Here is an 18,203-nt window from a genome sequence, read left to right on the forward strand (position 1 = left end):
GGTCAGAAGCGGAAGGTCGCCTCTGCCCCGAAGGTCCGCCCCCTGCGCAGCGCGCCGAAGAAGGCACGCGGGAACGAGCGGTCGCGCGAGGTCTGGAAGCCGATCGTCGCCGGGTTGGCGGGCTGCGCCGCCGACACGCCGATGCCGTGGCGCAGGTCGAACCAGCGCGTAGCGAGCGGGATCGAATCCTCGTCGGTCAGGTTGCGCCCGAACACCGCCAGCTCAACCGCGCCGAAGGTGACCCCGAGCCGCGCATTGAGCAAGAAGGTATCGCCGGTTTCGGCCAGATTGTGCACCTGGATGAATTTCGACGCTTCGTAGCTGCCGTTGAGATTGGCGAAGAATTCCGAATTCTCGCCGATCGAATCGCGGAAGTCGATCGCGCCATTGGCCTGCCAGGGCGAACCGAGCGGCAGGCGATTGCCTTCGATCGAGCACAAGGCCAACTCCTGCGGCAGCGGGTTGATCGCGTTCGAGATCAGGAACCCGCCCGAATTGAGCGTGTACTGGAAATCGTCGCAACCGCTGGTGAAGCGGGCATCGGTGTAGGCGAGGCCCGCATTGAGCGTCAGTTGCGGGATCGGCCGCGCGGTCAGCTCGAACTCGAAACCCTTGACCTCGGCATCACCCTGGTTGGTCGCGACCGAAGTCAGCGCCCCGCCGCCGACGGGCAGCGCGGTGGTGAGCTGCACATTGGCGATCTCGTTGTAATAGGCCGAGGCATTCACTTGCAGTTTGCCGTCCGCAAGCGTCTGCTTGAACCCGATCTCCCCGCCCTTGAGCGTTTCGGAGCTATAGTCCGGTCGCCCGATCGAGATGCCCGCCGAACCGTTGGTACCGCCCGGCTTGTTGCCCTCGGTGTAGATCGCATAGATCAGCGTATCCGGGGTTGGCTGCCAGTCAACCGTCACACGCGGCACGAAGTCCTTCTCGGTCTCGCTCCTGAACACCGTCGCGCCGGTGGCAGAGAATTCGGTGCGGGTCTTTCGTTCGACCAGGTAACGCCCCTCGACGCCGATCGTGATCGTGTCGACCGGATCAAATTCGACCCGGCCGAAGACGGACGAGTTGGTGATCGTTTCCTCGTCCGACCCGGCACCGCCATACGGCACGCCATCCACGCCGCTGGCGAAATTGACGTCGCGATCCTGGATCTTGAAGTCATACATATAGGCGCCGATCAGGCCGCGAATGGGCCGGTCCTGCGGCGAATACAGCCTCAGATCGGCGCTGACATCTTCCGAGCGACTGCGGTGTGTGTTGGTGAAGGCCGGCAGGTCGGTCGCCAGGTTGGGCGGCGCGCCGAAGCGGCTGTTGAAGAACACGAAGGCATCGCTGTGGTCGGAATCGGTGCCGGTCCGCGCCAGTTCGTTGCGATAGGCAAAGATGCCGCTGGCGGTCCAGCCGTCGTCGCCGAGATCGGCGTCGAAACCCGACGATACGAACCAACGCGACTTGTAGTAGCCGTCGATCGGCGTGCCATCGAGCACCGTCGGCGTCAAAGCGCCGTTGGCGGTGGCGCGGAACAGCACCGACGTCGGATCGTTGTTGAGCGCCACGGTGCCCGGCTTGATCACACCGCAGAAATACTGGTTATTGTTGGTCGAGGTGCGCGTCACCGGCCAGTAGGGGAACACAAAGCTGCTGGTGCGGAACGCCGCGCTGCGGAATCCCGGTTTGCAATTGTTCTGGTCCGCCCCTTGCAGGAACAGCGCAGGCGTGCCGTCGTCCTGCTCCTCATAGGAGATACGGGTCCGCCAACGGAAGCTGTCCCCCGGCGTGATATAGATCGTCGCCGCAACATTGGTGCTTTCTTCCTGGCCGACTTTCGCGCCGGTCAGCGAGTTGCGGAACTCACCGCCATACTCATAATAGCGCCCGTCGACCCGCGCGGCGATGGTGCCGGGGACGATCGGGATGTCGATGCTGCCCGAAATCATGTATTCGTCATGCTCGGCTGCGCGCGCGCGGAGCACGCCGGTGAACTCGTCTCCCGGTGTCTTCGTGATGAAGTTGATCGCACCCGAATAGGTGTTGCGCCCGTAGAGCGCGGACTGCGAGCCCTTGACGATTTCGACCCGCTCGAGCGTATCGAAATTGAGGCTCTGCACATCGCCGCGGAACAGCGCGCCGTCGATGAACACCGCAACGCCCGATTCGACCCCGAACTGGACGCCCGCAAGCACGTTGCCGAGGCCGCGGATGACCGGGCGGTCGGTATCGCGCCCGAAGGCCTGGCTGAATGACAGGCCCGGTGTCTGGTTACCGATATCGGCGATATCGTTGAGGCCCCGCTGTTCCAGCGTGTCGCCCGAGAAAGCGGTGACCGCCACCGGGGCATCGTTGATCGATTCCTCGGTCTTGCGGGCCGTGACGACGATTACCGGGATGCCGCCGGCTGCCTCCCCGCCCTCGTTTTCGACTTCGGAATCCTGCGCGGACACGGCTGCCGGTGTCAGCAGCGTTGCTGCCAGCAAGGCTGAACGGAATACGGACTTCATTGTGATCTCCCTCCCACCGCGGCTTAGACCGCTCACACGGTAAATTCACTTGTCCGGACAAATTTGTCCAGACAAATTTATCAGTAGCAGTGGAAAAAGCCCTTTCCGTAGCGTCAGTGCAACGGTTTGACGTTGCCAAAGAATGCCGTGACCAGCAGCAGAGCATAGACGATCCACACCCAGATACGCGTCCGGTTCATGGTCTTGAGCAAAGGGAGCTCGGTTTCGTCGCTCGACCCCCTTTCCAGCACGGCTCCCAGTTGCGCCCCCACCGGTTTGAAGGTCACATCGATCATGATCGCCGCAACGAAGATTAGACCGAACCCCAGCGCCTTGAGCGCAAGCCAGTCGGGTGCCAGCGGCGCGTCGAGCAACAGGCTCTGGCCGCCCAGCCACAGGTAGAAGCCGCCAACGATCCAGCGTAGCCATCCTTCGATCCTGCGGTTGCGCGCTGCCCGCGGGGTCTGGTCATGCCAATGCGCATCCCAGACCAGCCACAACCAGAACGCACCGATAAGCCATGCGGCGACCAGCAGGGGCGTCGGGACATCCCACCAGTTGCCGGTGTCGACCACGCTCAGCGACAGAGGCACCATCAGGGCCCAGGCGCTGCGCGGGGTCATGTCGACCAACACCAGTAGTTTAAGCAGTGCGATCCGCTGGTCGAGCGAGTATTGGCTGCGCTTGCGAAAGTGCTGGCCAAGAAGGAAGACACCGACGTCGGCACCCAGCCACAGGACAAAGAGCAGCAGGTGCGAGAACACCAGCACCTGATAGACCTCAACCATATTCGAACCCTCTCATGCGGCTTGGCGATGCATCTGATCGATAATTGTCCGGACAACTAGGGCAATATTGCTTGACAAGCCAGAAATTTGTCCGGACAAATTCCCGGCCTCTGGATGATCCGGGCTAAGCCGACCGGTCCCAGCATCCGATTCAAGTCGTGGGAGACGTCCGATGAATCCATACCGCCGCTTTCGTACCCCCTTGCTGCTGTCGGCCGCGGGTGCTGCATTGAGTGCAACCCCTGCCCTTGCCCAGGACGCCGACCAAAGCGCGACCGATCAGGCCGTTGCCGATGCCGGAGCGGAGGATGGCATCATCATCGTCACGGCACAGCGCCGCGCGCAGGACTTGCAGGATGTGCCGGCCGCGGTGACCGCGCTTACAGGCGCGGCGCTCGAAAACCGCCAGATTGCAGACACCAACGATCTTCAGAACCAGATCCCGAACGTCGTCATCTCGACCGGGACCGGGACGGCGAATTCCGCGCGCATCTATTTCCGCGGCGTCGGCGAAGACGAATCGCGCGGCGCGATCGACCCCGCGGTCGGCATCTATATCGACAACGTCTATCTAGGTCGTACCGTTGGGTCTCTGGTCGATCTGGTCGATATCGAGCAGGTCGAAGTCCTGCGCGGACCCCAAGGCACACTCTACGGACGCAACACCAATGGCGGTGCAATCAAGATCAGCTCGGTCCGCCCCCAGCTTGGCGAGACCTCGATCTCGGGCGAAGTTGGATACGCAAATTACGACCGTATCTCGGCCAAGGCGAGCGTCAATGTCTCCCCCTGGGATACAGGCGCGCTGCGCCTTTCCGGCCTCTATCGTCAGCGCGAAGGTTATTTCGAGCTCAATCCCAACGGGGACTTTGCCAACCTTGCCGGAACGACTGTCGGGGACGAGAAGGTCTTTGCCCTCCGTGGCAGCCTCTATGGCGAGCTTTCCGATCAATGGAGCTTCCTCGCCATCGTGGACTATACCAAGGACAAGTCCGATCCGGTCCCGAGTTCGATCATTGCGGAAAGCGATAACGCAGGCGTCGTCACCGACAGGGATGGCGATATTTTCACGATCGAACCTGCACCGGGTGCGACCTGCTCTTCCGCGACACCCGCGACCTTCCTCGGTGTCGGTTGCTTCAGCGATTTCAATAGCAAGGTCGACGCCTTCGGGGTCAGCTACCAGCTGACCGGTGAATACGACACTTTCACCATCTCATCGACCACTGCCTTCCGCACGCTGAAGGACGATTTGTCGACCCACATCTCGTTTCCGTACTTCCAGAACACCGACCAGAACCAGTTCAGCCAGGAACTGCTACTTAACACCAACTTTGGTGCGGTCGATCTGACCGCGGGTGCGTTCTACTATACCGAAGATGCGGAGCTTGCCTTCACCTTCATCCTGCCGGTAACCAACAATGTCGACACCGAAAGCTTTTCACTCTTCGGGCAGGCCGCTGTGGAGATCGGCGCATTGACGCTGACGGGTGGGTTGCGCTGGACGGACGAGAGCCGTGACTTCGTTGGAACCTCGGTGGTCATCCCGGAAGTGGTGGACTCTGTTTCGACGGACAACATCACCTGGACCGCAAAGGCCGATTACGAGATCACGCCCGACATCCTCGTCTATGCGACCTACGCCACGGGGTTCAAATCACCGGGCTTCTCGTCGGACTGCTTCTCGCCGACGGGATGTTTCCTGAGCGTCGACGAGGAGGAACTCGACAGTATCGAGGCGGGTCTTCGCACCCAGTTTATGGACGGGCGCGCCACGTTCAACGCAACATATTTCTACAACGACTACACCAACCTCCAGATCAGCGCGACAACCGGTGGCGGTGTCTTCACCCGTTCCAACGCGGGCGAGGCGCGGATCCAGGGTGTCGAACTAGAGTTCGGCCTGCGTCCCGTTGCGGGTCTCGACATTTATGGCAATGCGAGCTGGCTCGATGCGGAGTATCGCAATCTGAGCCCGCTACAGGCAGGCACGCTCAGCAACTCGAACATCACTTCGGGCACGGCAGGCCCGGCCTGTACGAATGTCACAGCGACAGGTCCCTCCGCCCAGTTCGATCAACAGGTCGTCGATTGCGCGCTCGGCCTCGAGCTCAAGAACGCTCCCGAGTGGAAGGGGCTGCTGGGTTTCAACTATGCATTCCCGGTCGGTTCCGGAGAGGTCTTCTTCGGTGGCGATGCGGCCTATGAAGCGGACAGCTTCGCACTGGTCGCCAACAATCCCGGATCGCTGGTGGAACCAGGTTTCCGTCTCGACGCCCGGATTGGTTGGCGCGCCGACGACGAGCGCTGGAAAGTCACCGTATGGGGCAAGAACCTGACCGACCGCGAGTATTTCCGCGCCACGACGTCGGTCAACCAAATCTATGCCGCGCCCCCGCTGACCTTTGGGATCGATGTTGGCTTCCGGTTTGACTGAACTATCCAGGACCCTCTCTGAGGCCGGCCGTTGCATCTTCGCAGCGGTCGGCCTTTTCCTCGTCTGCCCAGCCATTGCGGGCGAGGCGCAGGATCATGGGGTAGTGCCTTGGACCGAGACAGTGGTTTCGGTCGCCGAATTCGAGCCTGCGACTGCCGTTTTGCGCCATGCTGGAGGTTGGCGATTGGTGCAGTCCGGGCAAGCCTCCGCGAGCGAACTCGCCTACTGGCAGCTCACACGCGAGGCCAAGGCGGACTTCGAGAGGTGGTGCGCTCCCCGGGCCGATACGGGCTGCATTCGCTTCATCCGCTTCGCGAATGTGGAGCAGGAACCGATCAGGCCTGCCGCACGGGCATGGGACACGGGCGGCATCTATTCGATCATGGTCCGCAGCGACGATGTCCCGGCCCTTTATAAGGAAGCGCTCGAGCTTGGCTGGTGGGCTGAAAGCCCGCCGATCCGCTTCCAATTCGGGTCTTCGGACCTGCGCAATGTCGTCCTCACGGGACCGCACGGCATTCACATTGCCGCCTACGAACGGATCTCCCCCGATTTCACTGCCTTCCCGGTCGGCAGGATCAGCGAGGCTTTCAACGCCATGCGCATGGTCCGAGACCGCGAGACCGCCAGAGATTTCTATGCCGAGAAATTAGGCTTCGAGCTTCTCTTCGATAGCGCTAACGAACCCGACCAGCCCGCCTTCTCGAACCTGTCCATTCCCCTGAACCTCACTCCAACCGTAAAGCGCGCTGCTGCAGCGCTCCAGCCCGTGGCCGGGGAAACCGGGCGTGTCGAAGTCATGCAAATCGAAGGCTTTACAGGGCGCGACCATTCGGCGCGAGCAAACCCTCCAAACCTCGGAATACTTTCGGTTCGATATCCCGTCCGCGATCTTGCGGGCTACCGCGCGACATTGACCGCAAAAGGCGTTGCCATCGCCTACGAAGCAGACACTGCTGCTATCTCAGGGATCGGTGAAGTGGCCATCTTCGCCGTACGCGATCCGGACGGCAACCTGACGGAGTTCTATGAATATGTCGACTGACGTTTCGGAGCCGACATCGCGGCAGCGCGGCGAGTTCTCACTCGGCTGGAAAGTCCTCATCGTCTCTGTGCTCGGGGTCGCCTTCGGTGCCTCACCCATCCCATTCAATGTCATCGGCTTTACCGTCGATCCGCTGATGAACGAGTTCGGCTGGTCGCGCACTCAAATCCTCGTCCCGATCACAATCTTCGGCGTCATTGCATCGCTGCTGGCCCCGGCTTTCGGCTGGATGGCCGATCGCTATGGCGTGCGCCGCGTCGCATTGCTTTCCCTCGCAGCTTTCGGGGCCGCCTTTGCGGCGATCGCGCTCACTCCCAAGACGAATGCCGCATCGACCCTCTACATCTATTACGGCCTGTGGGTGCTGATCGGCCTGGTGGGCATCGGATCGACGCCCGTGACGTGGAGCCGGGCTGTCAACATGTGGTTCTTCCGCCGCAAAGGGCTCGCCTTGGGCATCTTGCTGATGGGCACCAGCATCGCGGCGATGATAGTACCGCAGATCGCCGAGTGGGCCATCGCCAATTACGGCTGGCGCGCGATGTTCGCGATCGTCGCGGGCCTGCCGCTGCTGGTTGCGCTGCCCCTGGGCTTCCTGTTCTTCCGCGAGCCATTGCCCGAAGAACGTCCCGCCGAAATGAAGCGGGACGGTGGCAAGCTTACCGGGGTGACGCTGGGCGCCGCCTTGCGGGACTATCGTTTCTGGCTGATCTGGCTTTCGATCCTGATCATCGCCCTCGCATTCGGCGGGGCGTTCATCAACATGGTTCCGATCCTCGGCGATCACGCCATCGATTCCGCAACGGCGGCCAATGTCATGACCATTTTGGGCCTCGGGATACTGTCGGGGCGGATCATTACCGGGCTGCTGCTCGATCGGTACTGGGCGGGCTTTGTCGCTTTTCCCCTTCTCTGCCTGCCAGCCATATCCAGCTACCTGCTGCTCGGCACCGACACGGCTTTCCTGCCGGTGGCCATTGGCGGATTCCTCTTGGGCTTTGCTGCGGGAGCGGAAAGCGACCTGATCGCTTACCTCGCAAGCCGCTATTTCGGCATGCTTCACTATGGCAAGATTTACGGCATGCTTTACATGCCATTCGGGCTTGCCAGCGCAGCTTCGCCGCTGGTCTATGCCTTCGTCCGTGACACGTACGGAACATACGATCCAATCCTGACCGTAGCGATCTTCATGTATGTCGTGGGAGGAGGATTACTCCTCTTCCTCGGTCGATATCCAGAGAATTTCCCCGCCAGCGACGACGCGGCCGAGCCGACACGAGCGTCGGCAGGGGCGGCCTGATGGCGACTCTTGCCGAGAACTCGCTGCTCGGTACGCTCAGGGCGGCCGGCGCAGAGGTCCTGGACAGCGATGACGTTCTCGAGTTCTACGCCCACGACATCTATGGACGCGGAGCCGATCTCGCTGCGGTCGTCCGCCCGAGAGACAAGCACCAGCTTGCAGCGGCAGTGAAGGCCGCAACCGATGCAGGCCACCCTGTCGTGCCGCGCGGCGGAGGCATGAGCTATACCGGAGGCTATACGCAAGACCTGCCGGGAGCGGTGCTGTTCGACCTGGCCCATATGAACAGCGTTCTCGAGGTTAACGATACCGACATGACGGTAACGGTCGAGGCAGGCTGCACCTGGGCGGGTTTGCGCGAGCGCCTTGCCCATCACAAGCTGCGCACACCGATGTGGGGCACGCTCTCGGGTCTCAAGGCAACTATCGGCGGCGGGATGAGCCAGAATGGCATCTTCTGGGGCACGGGCCGCCACGGCACCGCAGTGCAGAGCTGCAACAGCCTCGAAGTCGTTCTGGCAGACGGAACGCTCCTCAGGGTCGGGAAAGGCCATACCCGCCCTTACGGCCCGGACCTCACCGGGTTGTTTTTGGGCGACACCGGCGCTCTCGGCATCAAGGCCACCGTCACGCTCAAGCTGGTGCGCGAGGCGCTTTGCCATGGCTATGCCAGCTTCGCCTTCGACGAGGCAGATCAATGGTTCGCCGCAGCTACCGAGATCGAGCGACAGGGCATCGCGACCGAGTGCTTCGGTTTCGACCCCTATCTCAATGCGATCCGGATGAAGCGGGACAGTCTTGCCGGGGATGCCAAGCAGCTGGTCGGGATGATGAAAAAGCAGGGCGGGATGCTGAAAGCACTGAAGGAAGGTGCTAAGGTCGTTGCCGCCGGGCGCAACTTCCTCAAGGACGCCAACTATTCGCTCCACGTGCTCGCGGAAGGCGATATCCAGGCTGCGGCCGATGCCCACATCGAAAGCGCAAGGAACATCGTGCTCCATTATGGCGGACGCGAGGTCGAGAATACGATCCCCAAGATAATCCGCGCCAATCCCTTCGGTCCGCTCAATTCCATTCTGGGACCGGAGGGTGAGCGCTGGGCTCCCATCCACGGGCTTGTCCGCCATGGCCGCGCACGCGAATGTTTCGCCGCTTTCGAGAACCTCTTCGCTGAACACGCTTCCGAAATGGAGGAACTTGGCGTCCACTACGGGACCTTGATCGCCGCGGTCGGGGGTTCCGGAACGGTGATCGAGCCCTGCCTTTACTGGCCCGACGCGCGAAACGCCCTGATTGAGGACACGATAGAACCGGGCCACCTCAAGAAGGTCCCCAAACTCGAGGCGAACGAAGCTGCACGCGCACTTGCGGCCAGGCTGAAGAAGGCGATCGTCGACATCTTCTTTGCCCATGACGCCGCGCATTTCCAGATTGGGCGGACCTATCGATATCGCGACAGTCTCGAACCGCGCGCAGATGCGCTGCTGCAGGCGATCAAGCGCGAGCTCGATCCACGAGGGTTGATGAACCCCGGCTCGCTTGGGCTTTCGCAGCAGGTCAGTCCAGAGAGATGATTATGCCCGCACCCTTTTCCGCCGTCGCGATGCAATTGACCGCCCGCTCGCTGGAGGCACTCGGAGAGGACGAAGTCCGGCCCGCAATGCTGTCGCATATTGGCGAGCTCCAAGGCGCCATCCGTGCCTCGTCCATCTTTATCGAACAGTATGGCGGCGACCCGGTTAAGCTCGCGGTGCTGCCCGAGTATCTCTTCACCTCCTATCCCGGCCGAGTATCGATCCCCGAGTTCGCTGCACGATGCGGGTGGGATGCGGGCGGCCCGGAATATGAAGCGCTGGGCAAGGTCGCCAACTCGCTCGGGATGCATATCGCCGGCAACGCCTACGAACGCGACGCTGCTTTTCCGGACTTCTACTTCCAGACCAGCTTTCTCGTTGCGCCTTCGGGCGATGTCGTGCTGCGATACCGCCGCTTGCTGTCGATGTTCGCACCGAGCCCGCACGATGTCTGGGAAGCCTATCTGGACCACTATGGTTGCGATGCGGTTTTCCCGGTTGCCGATACCGAGCTTGGCCGAATTGGCGCGATTGCCTCGGAAGAAATCCTCTACCCTGAAATCGCGCGCGTTCTGGCGATGCGCGGGGCGGAGATCTTCGTGCATTCCTCCTCCGAAATCGGTTCGCCGCTCGCGACTCCCAAGGATATTGCAAAGCAGGCTCGTGCCTTCGAGAACGCAGCCTATGTGGTCTCGGCAAATACGGCAGGCATTGCTGGAGGCGCATTACCTCTCGCCAGTGCGGATGGGGGCAGCCGTGTGGTCGACTATCGCGGCAAGATCCTGTCCCAATCGTCGAGCGGAGAGACATTCACGGCCTTCGCCTCGCTCGATATCGGCGCTTTGCGCCAGGCGCGCCGGACGCCGGCGATGATCAATTCACTGGCGCGGCAGCGGCCTGCACTCTTTGCAGAAGCCTATGCGGCCTCGGCCGATGCATTCCATCGGGCGAACGGGATGGTCGAAGACGGCGCGCCCAAAGTACCTGATCGCGACTATTTCAAGCGCGCGCAGGAAGCGGTGATCGCCCGGCTCGACAGGGCCGGTCTTATCTAGGGCAGGAATGATCCAATGCAGCATCGCACGGTCTCGGGAAAAATCCGCTACACATCGGCGAAAGAAGGACGTGAGGGTGCGGAACGGGGCCGGGAGTGGTTCACTTTCACCCACCACAAGGACGGGTCGGTCATCATGCGCGCCCAATGCGAAATCGAGGATCCGGACCCGGCGGTGCTGCGCGATATCGTCTACCACATCGGACCTGATCGCAGGCCGCGCAACCTCCTCGTCCATCTGACGCTCGGCGATGAGTTCCTGGGGTCCGGCTGGATGCGCCATGACGCGGAAGCGGGCGAGATCACGTGCGAAAGCTTTGGGCCATCCATCGGACGAAACTCGGAAAAGAGATCGGCTGGCGATTTCGATGCCTTCGGCACGCATCCAGTTGTCGGCGACGGCTTCACGACGCGCCTGCTCGACACATCGCGTGGATCGCATCGTCGGCGGCTGCGCTTTTTCCTTCCCTCACCAGATCATCGCGGCGCCACCCCGCCGCAGATCGCCGAAGTCGAAATGACAATGGAATACGTGGGCGAGGAGGAGAAGACGGTGGAAGCGGGCACGTTCCAGTGCCGCCACTACCGCTATGTGGATGACAGCGACCAGGGCATGGGGGGCGAGCGTCATCCGGATTTCGACATGTGGGTGACCGCAGACGAGGATTCGGTCCTCGTCTACGGCTCGATCGACGGTTACATGATGAACCGCTACGAACTGGTCGAGCTGAACCGCTAGTCCGCGACCTGTTCGATGTGCGAAGCGTCGAACTCGGCGCTGTAATTCGCAGGACCTACCTTGCCGGCCAGATCATCGCGCAGCGGAGCCTCTGGGTATACCCGCACGATATAATCTCCCGCGCTCGGATCGAGCCTCAGCGGCCTGATTTCTTCCTGATAGACACGGCTGTACCAGAAGGCCTTGGCGTTCTCGAGGCACGGGAAGCGTACCATCAAGGTGACATGCCCCTCCTCGGCCTCGCCTTCGAAATGCGCGACGGGAGCAGGAATATTGACGTAGTAGCCGCCAAGTTCTTCGTACAACCTGCTGGCGGCGATAGCACGTGCGTAAGTGATCATTCGCTCGCGGTCATGCGTGGTACCGGTCACCACCATGACCACCGGCTGATTGCAGGCTGGCTGCGATGGGGCCTGCATTTGTGTGGCAGATAGTGGTTGCAGGAAAAGCGCAACAAGAGGTGTAATCATTTCGCGTCGATCCTCCATTCGTCGCAAAGGGTGCGCTTCAGCGGCTCATTGCCCCTGAACCACTGCCACGTCCGCGCACGCTTTTCCGCACCGGGAACAAGATTGATCATCTCGACATAGTGACTTCCCGGCTCGTCGAGCCGGTCGAGCCGCAGCATCAGGCAGTCTTCGTGTGCCTGCCACCCGAAACCGTTGAAGCGATCCGTCTCCCAGCGCAGGAGGTCGCCTTCGAGCCTCCCTCCGAACTCATACGTGGCCGTTCGCCCGTCAGGCCAGGAAAGCCAATTGTGCTGGACGTAATGCCATTCAGCTACGTCGGGAAATTCGCACCGCGTCTTCACCCGCCGCTCGTCAAGCAAAGTGCCATCGATGTCGACATCCCGGTACCAGCCATCCCACCAGCCCTCGTGATCGAACATGGCGGGCATCGCGCGCCTCAGTTCGGCGCGATTGCTCATCAGCGGTTGCCTTCGGCATAGGCTGCGATGGTCGCTGCCTCGCCCGTCTGCCGGATCAAGGCCTGCCTTCTGAGGAAGCGAAGCATGCCCTCATCGCCCATCCTGCTCGGCCCCAGACCGCTGCCCTTGCGCGAATGGTTGGTTGCATCGCCCACCATGCTGGTAAGCGCACCATCCTGAAGGCTGATTGCGCCAGCATCGAGCTGTGCCCCGATTTGCGCGGCTTCGTCCATCGTTCCGGCTATGACCGCAGCGGAGAGCCCGTATCCGGTATCGTTTGCCTGACGAATAGCTTCGTCGATCGTTTCGAAAACGACAACCGGAATGACTGGCCCGAACGTTTCTTCGCGCATCACTGCCATGTCTGGCGTAACATCGCAGATCACCGTGGGCCGCAAGTAGCGCCCCCCACCGAGATCTTCGACCTCGCCGCCGGTAAGAACCTTTGCTCCCCCTGCTCGCGCATCCGCGATCTGCTCTGCGACCTTTTCCGCTTGGGAAGGGAAAATGAATGGGCCGATGTGACCTTCATCAGCGTCGGGATAGGTCAGCTTTACTTGCTCCGCCTCTGCAACGAGCCTTCCAAGAAACGCCTCGGCAATCTCCCGAGCGACGTAAACCCGTTCGATGGACTGGCAGGCCTGCCCTGTCGCGACAATGCTGGAGCGTAGCGCAATCTCTGCGGCTTTCTCTGGATCCGCGCTGGCAGTAACGATCATCGGGTCCTTGCCGCCTAACTCCAGATTGGCAGGGATCAGCGCGCGTGCCGCCGCCTCGGCAACCTTGCGCCCGGTGGCGGTCGAGCCGGTGAAACAGACATAGTCGACATTCTCGATCAGCGCCTGACCGGTTGCGGGACCACCCAGCACATATGCCAGCGGCAGCTCAGGTATGTCAGCCAGCACTTCCTGCATGGGCTCCACGAAACGCGGCGTCACCTCACTCGGCTTCACCATCGCCGCGCATCCCGCTATCAGCGCCGGAACTGCGTCGATATGGCTCAGCACCACGGGGAAGTTCCAAGGCGCGATGGCCCCGAACAGTGGGTAGGAGGAAAAGCGCGAGACGATTTCGATACCGGGCGTTGCAGAGGCCGCTGCTTCGCGAGGCAGCGACGCAAAGAGCTGGGGGCCACGCTCGGCCCATTTGCGACAATTGCGCGCAAGACCCTCTACTTCGATCCGCGCGACGGCCTTGCGTCCTGTGTCGACGCTCAGGGCTTCTGCAATTGCGCTCGCATGCGCTTCGATCCTGTCAGCCAGCCGCGAGAGGATAGCAGCGCGACCCTCCGGCCCACGCGCTTCCCATGCGGGTTGCTGATCGCGCAGGCGCATCGCTTCCGCTGCGACCTGCGCGGGGGTGCTGGGCTCGAATTCATAGTCGACCTTACCGGTTCGAGGATTGAGCACCTTCATTGCTGAGCTGCCCAGCATTCGACGATCGACCTCCCGCTGGCGAACCAAGCCTCGTCGCGCGCCGACAAATCCTGCAGCAGCTCCTCCAGTGCTTCAATGCGGAACGGCTGGCCCATGATGTAGGGGGTCAGTTGCATCGGCAGCAGTCGCGCGCTCGATTGTTTGGCCGCCTCCCCGGCCAGCCAGTCAAACGCATCGCGCATCATTTGCGCCCAGGCTTCAGCGGAGTGCTGCTGCACCGCAACGATCTGGCGGTCTGAAAGGTCGACGCTTAGCGGCAGGTTCACGAGGCCGTTGTTGAAGCGCCAGGGGAGCTCGTCGTTCACCCAATCGCAGCAGTAGTCGATGCCGTATTCCCTGAGCAGGTCTGCCGTATGCCAGCTTTGCGAACGCGCGATCGACAGCCAGCCGCCAGGTCTCGTGCCCGTGGCCGCTTCCAGCCGCGCCAGTGCATCGGAAACCAGTTTGCGCTCGGCATCTTCGGTCATGGACGAAGCGATCGTGCCGTTCATGTCGGTCGAATGCGCAATGATCTCGTGACCGCCCGCCTGTACCGCTTCCACAAGCTCGGGATATCGCTCTGCAACTGCAGCATTGGTTGCAAAGCTCGCCGTCGCGCCAGCCTTTGCGAACGCTTCGAGCATACGGAATACCGCAACGCGATTGCCGTAGTCGCGGACTGTGTAGTGGCGGTAATCGGGATAGGGAGTGACCATGTGCCCGGGCGCACGGAATGGCTCGTCACCGGGGACAATGGGGAAGTATTCGAGGCTGACACACAGGAAGATCGCAACCGACCTGTCACCCGGCCAACGGACCGCAGGGCGCTGGTGGATATTCGACCAGGTGTAGAGCTCGTGATCGTATCCCTCGCGCCGGTGCGAATATTCGAGATAGGCCGGATCGAGGCTCATTGCTGCGCTCTCCAGCTATCGATGATCTCGCCAGCCCGCGCCTTCCAGCAGCGCGGGTCGCTCGCAATGTGCCGCAGCGCTTCCTCGAATGGCCCGATGCGGTGAGGCTGTCCGATCAAATAGGCGTGCAGTGGGATGCACATCACCGTGCCTGAGTTCTCGCCTTCGCTCGCCAACCGTTCGAACTGGCGGATGAGGCAATCGGCATATTCGCGGCCGGCCATACCGTAGACATTGAACCCGTAATGGTCGTTGACCTCCAGGCTGTAGGGGATCGAGGCGAGCTTGCCTTTGGCAACCTTTACCTCCTGCACCTGGTCGTCGTGATAGAGATCGCAGGTGTAGTCGAGACCGTATTCGGCGATCAGATCCAGAGTGCGCGGCGTGTGAGTCAACGCCGGTGCCAGCCAGCCGCGTATGCGCTGGCCAGTCGCCTTCTCCACCGTCGCGATCGAATCCTCGATGATCGCGCGCTCCTGCGCCTCGTCCATCCCATAAGAATAGCGGGTGTTGTAAATTCCGTGGCTGAAGAACTCCCAGCCTCGCTCGACGCCGTCGGCCACGACCTCGGGATGATGCTGGCAAAGTGCCACCGACAGGCTTACCGAGCCGGGGAAGCCATGGCGCGACATGACTTCAGCCATGCGCCAGTGGCTGACCCGGTTCGAGTGGTCGCGATAGGAAAAGCCGACCACATCGGGATGCGGCTTCGGCCACGGCTTGCGATGCGGGTTTATCGGCGGATCGATCTCGTAATATTCGAGATTGGGCGCGACCCACACTGCACATGTCTTCCCTTCCGGCCAGACTATCTTTTTTCGACCGGGATATGGGTGATAGTCGTACAGACCGGGATCTGCGGTGCCTTCCTGCATCGTCTCAGCGGGCCTCCAGCCAGTCGATCACAGCCTGCACCGGTTCGACATCGGCGTATTTCAGCTGAAGATCGGTGAGGTTCGCGAAGTGATAGCTCTCGTGCTTGTCCGCACAAGTCTCGATGGGCACGATCGTGCGATAGCCATGGCTGAGGGCGTCGACGGCAGTCGCGCGGACACAGCCCGAGGTCGATCCCCCTGTTACCACCACCGTATCGACCTTGTGCCACGTCAGATAGCTCGCCAGCGGGGTTTCGAAAAAGGCGCTCGGCATTCGCTTGGTATAAGTGAGATCGTCGTCTTCGATCTCACATCGCGGATCGAACGAATGACGCTCGCTCTCGTACTTGATGTTCTGGAGCGAATCCTCCGTATCGGTGCGCGTCCCCCATACGCCCGCATCGCCGGCATCCCCTTTGTAGGCGACCCTGCTCCAGATCACCGGCATGCCGTGCCGACGCGCAAGACGGCTGATGGCGTTTATGTACTCGATCTGCTTCGGATCGGTTTCATAAGCGTTCTTGAACAAGTCGGTACGGGTATAGGCCTGCTGCACATCGACATTCACGATTGCCAGCTTCTCGCCGAAACCGAACTTCTTGCGCGCCGGATTGGCCATGACCTCTTCGAAGATCTGACGCGCAGTCTTGCCATCGCTCACCATCTTCGTGCCGACCAAGTCGCTCATCCGCGTCTCCTGCGATTCTGCCTTTGACAGGCGACAATAGACGCGGGTAGAGGCTTGTCGAGTGAAATTTGTCCGGACAACTTTCACGAGAGGGAGCTGGCATGATCACGCAGCACATTCTGACTATTCCTTCGACGGGTCGCCGCGTTCACTATAGACGCTGCGGTTCCGGGCCGGCGCTGCTCTTGGTACACCAGAGCCCTCGCAGTTCAGCCGAATATGCCGAGTTAATGGAACGTTGGGGCGAACCTTTCACCTGCATCGCTCCCGACACACCAGGTTTCGGACAATCCGCCCCCTTGCCCGGCGAACCGGAAATCGACGACTTCGCCGATGCCCTGGCCGAATTCCTCGAGGTCCTCGGTGTCGGTCGATGCGCCGCCTACGGCTTTCATTCGGGCGGGATCATTCTCGTCACTGCGCTCAAGCGCCATCCAGACCTGTTCTCATGTCTTGCCATCGGTGGATACGCCATCTGGACATCCGAGGAGATCGCGCTCTTCGGTGACAGCTACCTGCCTCCCTTCCGGCCCAGCGATTATGGCGAACACCTGACCTGGTTATGGAACCGCATGCTCGAACAAAGCTGGTTCTTCCCGTGGTTCGATATCCGCAAGGAATCGCGGCTCAGCGTGGCCCATGCCGATATCGCCCGCGTGCATCAGGCGGTGATGGAAATGCTCGACGCCGGGGACGCCTATCGCGCCGGATACGGGGCCGTGCTGCGAGCACCGCGAGACATCGCCCCGGCGGAGGCCGAGACACCTCCCGTGCTTATCACCGCCTATGACGGCGATCCGCTGCAAGCGCATCTCGAACGGCTGGGCGACATGCCCCAAGGATGGCAGGCATATCCCGTTGCAACACCGGCCGAGCATCAGGACGCCAGCTTTGCCTTCCTCCTCGGCAAGGCGGGGGATGCGGATTGCCCTGCACTTGCGGAGGATGAAGAAGAAGGCTGGCTGGAGATCGACGGCAAGCTGATCCATTGGCGCGGCAAGCGCGGTGGAACGCTTACGCTGCATCCGCCGGGCTGCGATATGGAAGCGGCGGCAGACGGCACGCTTGCGATCGATGTTCCCGGTCACGGTCTTTCTGACAGGTTCGAGGATATCGCCATAGCCATCGAACGCGCGCGAAAGATGCTCGGTGCCACGCAGATCGAATGGCCCAGCTTGCCGGCTGGTGATCCCGGCCTGCTCTATCCCGACTTGACCCCTGATCGCTTCGGCACTCACTTGTTGCGCGCATGGAGCGCAGCGCGGGCGGAAGCTTTCTTCGATCCGTGGTATGAAGCATCCGCGAGGAGTGCGGTGCCTCTCGACCGGCAGCGGGTCGAGACGACGAATATCGCGCAACGCGCGCATGCCCGGCTGCGTGCTGGCGATGAAGCAAGACGCTATCACCTCTATCTCGAAGACCGAAAGGACCATTCCGAGTGACAGACATCCGCAACGCCATGCCGATACTCGCCCGCCACGAGGGCGTTTGGGACGGAACCTACACCTATTTCGATGCTGCCAACCAGAAGATCGACGAGCACGCCAGCCGCCTGCTGTGCCGGTTTCCCGACGATGGGCCGCATCCCTACCATCAGACCAACCACTACACCTGGTCCGATGGACGCACCGAGGTGCGCGATTTCCCGGCCGAATATCGCGACGGCCGGGTGTGGTGGAACAACGAGCTGATCCAGGGTTGGGCCGCCGAAGTTCCGCTCGACGAGTTCAACCGCACAGTCATGCTCTACTGGCAGCGGACCGGAGACCCTTCGCTCTATCTCTACGAGCAGATTCAGATTTCCGATGACGGCAGGAACAGGTGCCGTACCTGGCACTGGATCCGCGACGGCATGCTCGAAACGCGCACCGCCATCCAGGAGGTTCTGGTAACCAAGGATTGGCGCAGCATCGACCAGGAGCTGAAGGCCAACGCCTGAGATCGA

Annotated in this window: 16 protein-coding genes; 8 read left to right on the forward strand and 8 right to left on the reverse strand. The window is 61.5% G+C overall.

Going from position 1 to position 18,203, the window contains the following annotated elements; genetic code table 11:
- Positions 1-2 precede the first annotated feature (2 nt).
- Complete coding sequence (locus tag WFP06_RS08260; protein ID WP_336986740.1) at positions 3-2,501, reverse strand: TonB-dependent receptor; 2,499 nt, start codon at positions 2,499-2,501, stop codon at positions 3-5.
- A 113-nt stretch (positions 2,502-2,614) separates the two neighbouring features.
- Positions 2,615-3,289, reverse strand: a complete 675-nt coding sequence (locus WFP06_RS08265; RefSeq protein WP_336986741.1) for a hypothetical protein — start codon at positions 3,287-3,289, stop codon at positions 2,615-2,617.
- Positions 3,290-3,461: 172 nt separating this feature from the next.
- On the opposite strand from WFP06_RS08265, the gene WFP06_RS08270 reads away from it, so the two are divergent.
- From WFP06_RS08270 to WFP06_RS08295, 6 genes are all read left to right on the forward strand, one after another.
- Entirely contained in the window at positions 3,462-5,726 is a 2,265-nt protein-coding gene (locus WFP06_RS08270) for a TonB-dependent receptor (protein WP_336986742.1), read from the forward strand.
- A gap of 103 nt (positions 5,727-5,829) precedes the next feature.
- Positions 5,830-6,771, forward strand: coding sequence for a VOC family protein (locus WFP06_RS08275; RefSeq protein ID WP_336986743.1), 942 nt, complete (start codon positions 5,830-5,832; stop codon positions 6,769-6,771).
- A complete protein-coding gene (locus WFP06_RS08280) occupies positions 6,755-8,071 on the forward strand; it encodes an MFS transporter (RefSeq protein WP_336986744.1) in 1,317 nt (438 codons plus the stop codon). The genes WFP06_RS08275 and WFP06_RS08280 overlap by 17 nt, the downstream gene beginning before the upstream one ends.
- Positions 8,071-9,645: an FAD-binding oxidoreductase gene (locus WFP06_RS08285; protein ID WP_336986745.1), complete on the forward strand. Its 1,575-nt coding sequence runs from the start codon at positions 8,071-8,073 to the stop codon at positions 9,643-9,645. Before WFP06_RS08280 ends, WFP06_RS08285 begins: the two co-directional genes overlap by 1 nt.
- A gap of 2 nt (positions 9,646-9,647) precedes the next feature.
- A complete protein-coding gene (locus tag WFP06_RS08290; RefSeq protein ID WP_336986746.1) occupies positions 9,648-10,700 on the forward strand; it encodes a nitrilase-related carbon-nitrogen hydrolase in 1,053 nt (350 codons plus the stop codon).
- Positions 10,701-10,715: 15 nt separating this feature from the next.
- On the forward strand, positions 10,716-11,438 hold the full coding sequence (locus tag WFP06_RS08295) for a DUF3108 domain-containing protein (protein WP_336986747.1): 723 nt from the start codon (positions 10,716-10,718) through the stop codon (positions 11,436-11,438).
- Here WFP06_RS08295 and WFP06_RS08300 read toward each other — a convergent pair.
- The 6 genes from WFP06_RS08300 to WFP06_RS08325 are packed head-to-tail and all read right to left on the reverse strand — an operon-like array spanning position 11,435 to position 16,258.
- Positions 11,435-11,908, reverse strand: a complete 474-nt coding sequence (locus WFP06_RS08300) for a DUF1330 domain-containing protein (RefSeq protein ID WP_336986748.1) — start codon at positions 11,906-11,908, stop codon at positions 11,435-11,437. The two genes, WFP06_RS08295 and WFP06_RS08300, sit on opposite strands and share 4 nt — an antisense overlap.
- Positions 11,905-12,366 (reverse strand): hypothetical protein, encoded by a 462-nt coding sequence (locus WFP06_RS08305; RefSeq protein ID WP_336986749.1) that lies wholly within the window; start codon positions 12,364-12,366, stop codon positions 11,905-11,907. Before WFP06_RS08305 ends, WFP06_RS08300 begins: the two co-directional genes overlap by 4 nt.
- The gene (locus tag WFP06_RS08310) at positions 12,366-13,799 is read right to left on the reverse strand and encodes an aldehyde dehydrogenase family protein (protein WP_336986750.1); all 1,434 of its coding nucleotides are present in this window, start codon (positions 13,797-13,799) and stop codon (positions 12,366-12,368) included. The genes WFP06_RS08305 and WFP06_RS08310 overlap by 1 nt, the downstream gene beginning before the upstream one ends.
- A complete protein-coding gene (locus WFP06_RS08315; RefSeq protein WP_336986751.1) occupies positions 13,778-14,695 on the reverse strand; it encodes a polysaccharide deacetylase family protein in 918 nt (305 codons plus the stop codon). Before WFP06_RS08315 ends, WFP06_RS08310 begins: the two co-directional genes overlap by 22 nt.
- Entirely contained in the window at positions 14,692-15,570 is an 879-nt protein-coding gene (locus tag WFP06_RS08320) for a polysaccharide deacetylase family protein (protein WP_336986752.1), read from the reverse strand. The genes WFP06_RS08315 and WFP06_RS08320 overlap by 4 nt, the downstream gene beginning before the upstream one ends.
- 4 nt (positions 15,571-15,574) lie before the next feature.
- Complete coding sequence (locus tag WFP06_RS08325; RefSeq protein WP_336986753.1) at positions 15,575-16,258, reverse strand: isochorismatase family protein; 684 nt, start codon at positions 16,256-16,258, stop codon at positions 15,575-15,577.
- 101 nt (positions 16,259-16,359) lie between these two features.
- On the opposite strand from WFP06_RS08325, the gene WFP06_RS08330 reads away from it, so the two are divergent.
- Positions 16,360-17,700 carry an alpha/beta hydrolase gene (locus WFP06_RS08330; RefSeq protein ID WP_336986754.1) on the forward strand — a complete coding sequence of 447 codons (1,341 nt, stop codon included), beginning with the start codon at positions 16,360-16,362 and terminating at the stop codon, positions 17,698-17,700.
- Entirely contained in the window at positions 17,697-18,197 is a 501-nt protein-coding gene (locus WFP06_RS08335) for a DUF3598 domain-containing protein (protein WP_336986755.1), read from the forward strand. Before WFP06_RS08330 ends, WFP06_RS08335 begins: the two co-directional genes overlap by 4 nt.
- The last annotated feature ends 6 nt before the right edge of the window (positions 18,198-18,203 follow it).

It is taken from the genome of Altererythrobacter aquiaggeris (assembly GCF_037154015.1).
In the GTDB taxonomy this organism is placed as follows: domain Bacteria; phylum Pseudomonadota; class Alphaproteobacteria; order Sphingomonadales; family Sphingomonadaceae; genus Aestuarierythrobacter; species Aestuarierythrobacter aquiaggeris.

Coding starts and splice junctions, on each gene's coding strand:
- WFP06_RS08280 (WP_336986744.1), top strand. CDS start 6,755: ATGAATATGTCGACTGACGTTTCGGAGCCGACATCGCGGCAGCGCGGC.
- WFP06_RS08260 (WP_336986740.1), bottom strand. CDS start 2,501: ATGAAGTCCGTATTCCGTTCAGCCTTGCTGGCAGCAACGCTGCTGACA.
- WFP06_RS08325 (WP_336986753.1), bottom strand. CDS start 16,258: ATGAGCGACTTGGTCGGCACGAAGATGGTGAGCGATGGCAAGACTGCG.
- WFP06_RS08315 (WP_336986751.1), bottom strand. CDS start 14,695: ATGAGCCTCGATCCGGCCTATCTCGAATATTCGCACCGGCGCGAGGGA.
- WFP06_RS08330 (WP_336986754.1), top strand. CDS start 16,360: ATGATCACGCAGCACATTCTGACTATTCCTTCGACGGGTCGCCGCGTT.
- WFP06_RS08285 (WP_336986745.1), top strand. CDS start 8,071: ATGGCGACTCTTGCCGAGAACTCGCTGCTCGGTACGCTCAGGGCGGCC.
- WFP06_RS08295 (WP_336986747.1), top strand. CDS start 10,716: ATGCAGCATCGCACGGTCTCGGGAAAAATCCGCTACACATCGGCGAAA.
- WFP06_RS08305 (WP_336986749.1), bottom strand. CDS start 12,366: ATGAGCAATCGCGCCGAACTGAGGCGCGCGATGCCCGCCATGTTCGAT.
- WFP06_RS08320 (WP_336986752.1), bottom strand. CDS start 15,570: ATGCAGGAAGGCACCGCAGATCCCGGTCTGTACGACTATCACCCATAT.
- WFP06_RS08270 (WP_336986742.1), top strand. CDS start 3,462: ATGAATCCATACCGCCGCTTTCGTACCCCCTTGCTGCTGTCGGCCGCG.
- WFP06_RS08300 (WP_336986748.1), bottom strand. CDS start 11,908: ATGATTACACCTCTTGTTGCGCTTTTCCTGCAACCACTATCTGCCACA.
- WFP06_RS08310 (WP_336986750.1), bottom strand. CDS start 13,799: ATGCTGGGCAGCTCAGCAATGAAGGTGCTCAATCCTCGAACCGGTAAG.
- WFP06_RS08290 (WP_336986746.1), top strand. CDS start 9,648: ATGCCCGCACCCTTTTCCGCCGTCGCGATGCAATTGACCGCCCGCTCG.
- WFP06_RS08265 (WP_336986741.1), bottom strand. CDS start 3,289: ATGGTTGAGGTCTATCAGGTGCTGGTGTTCTCGCACCTGCTGCTCTTT.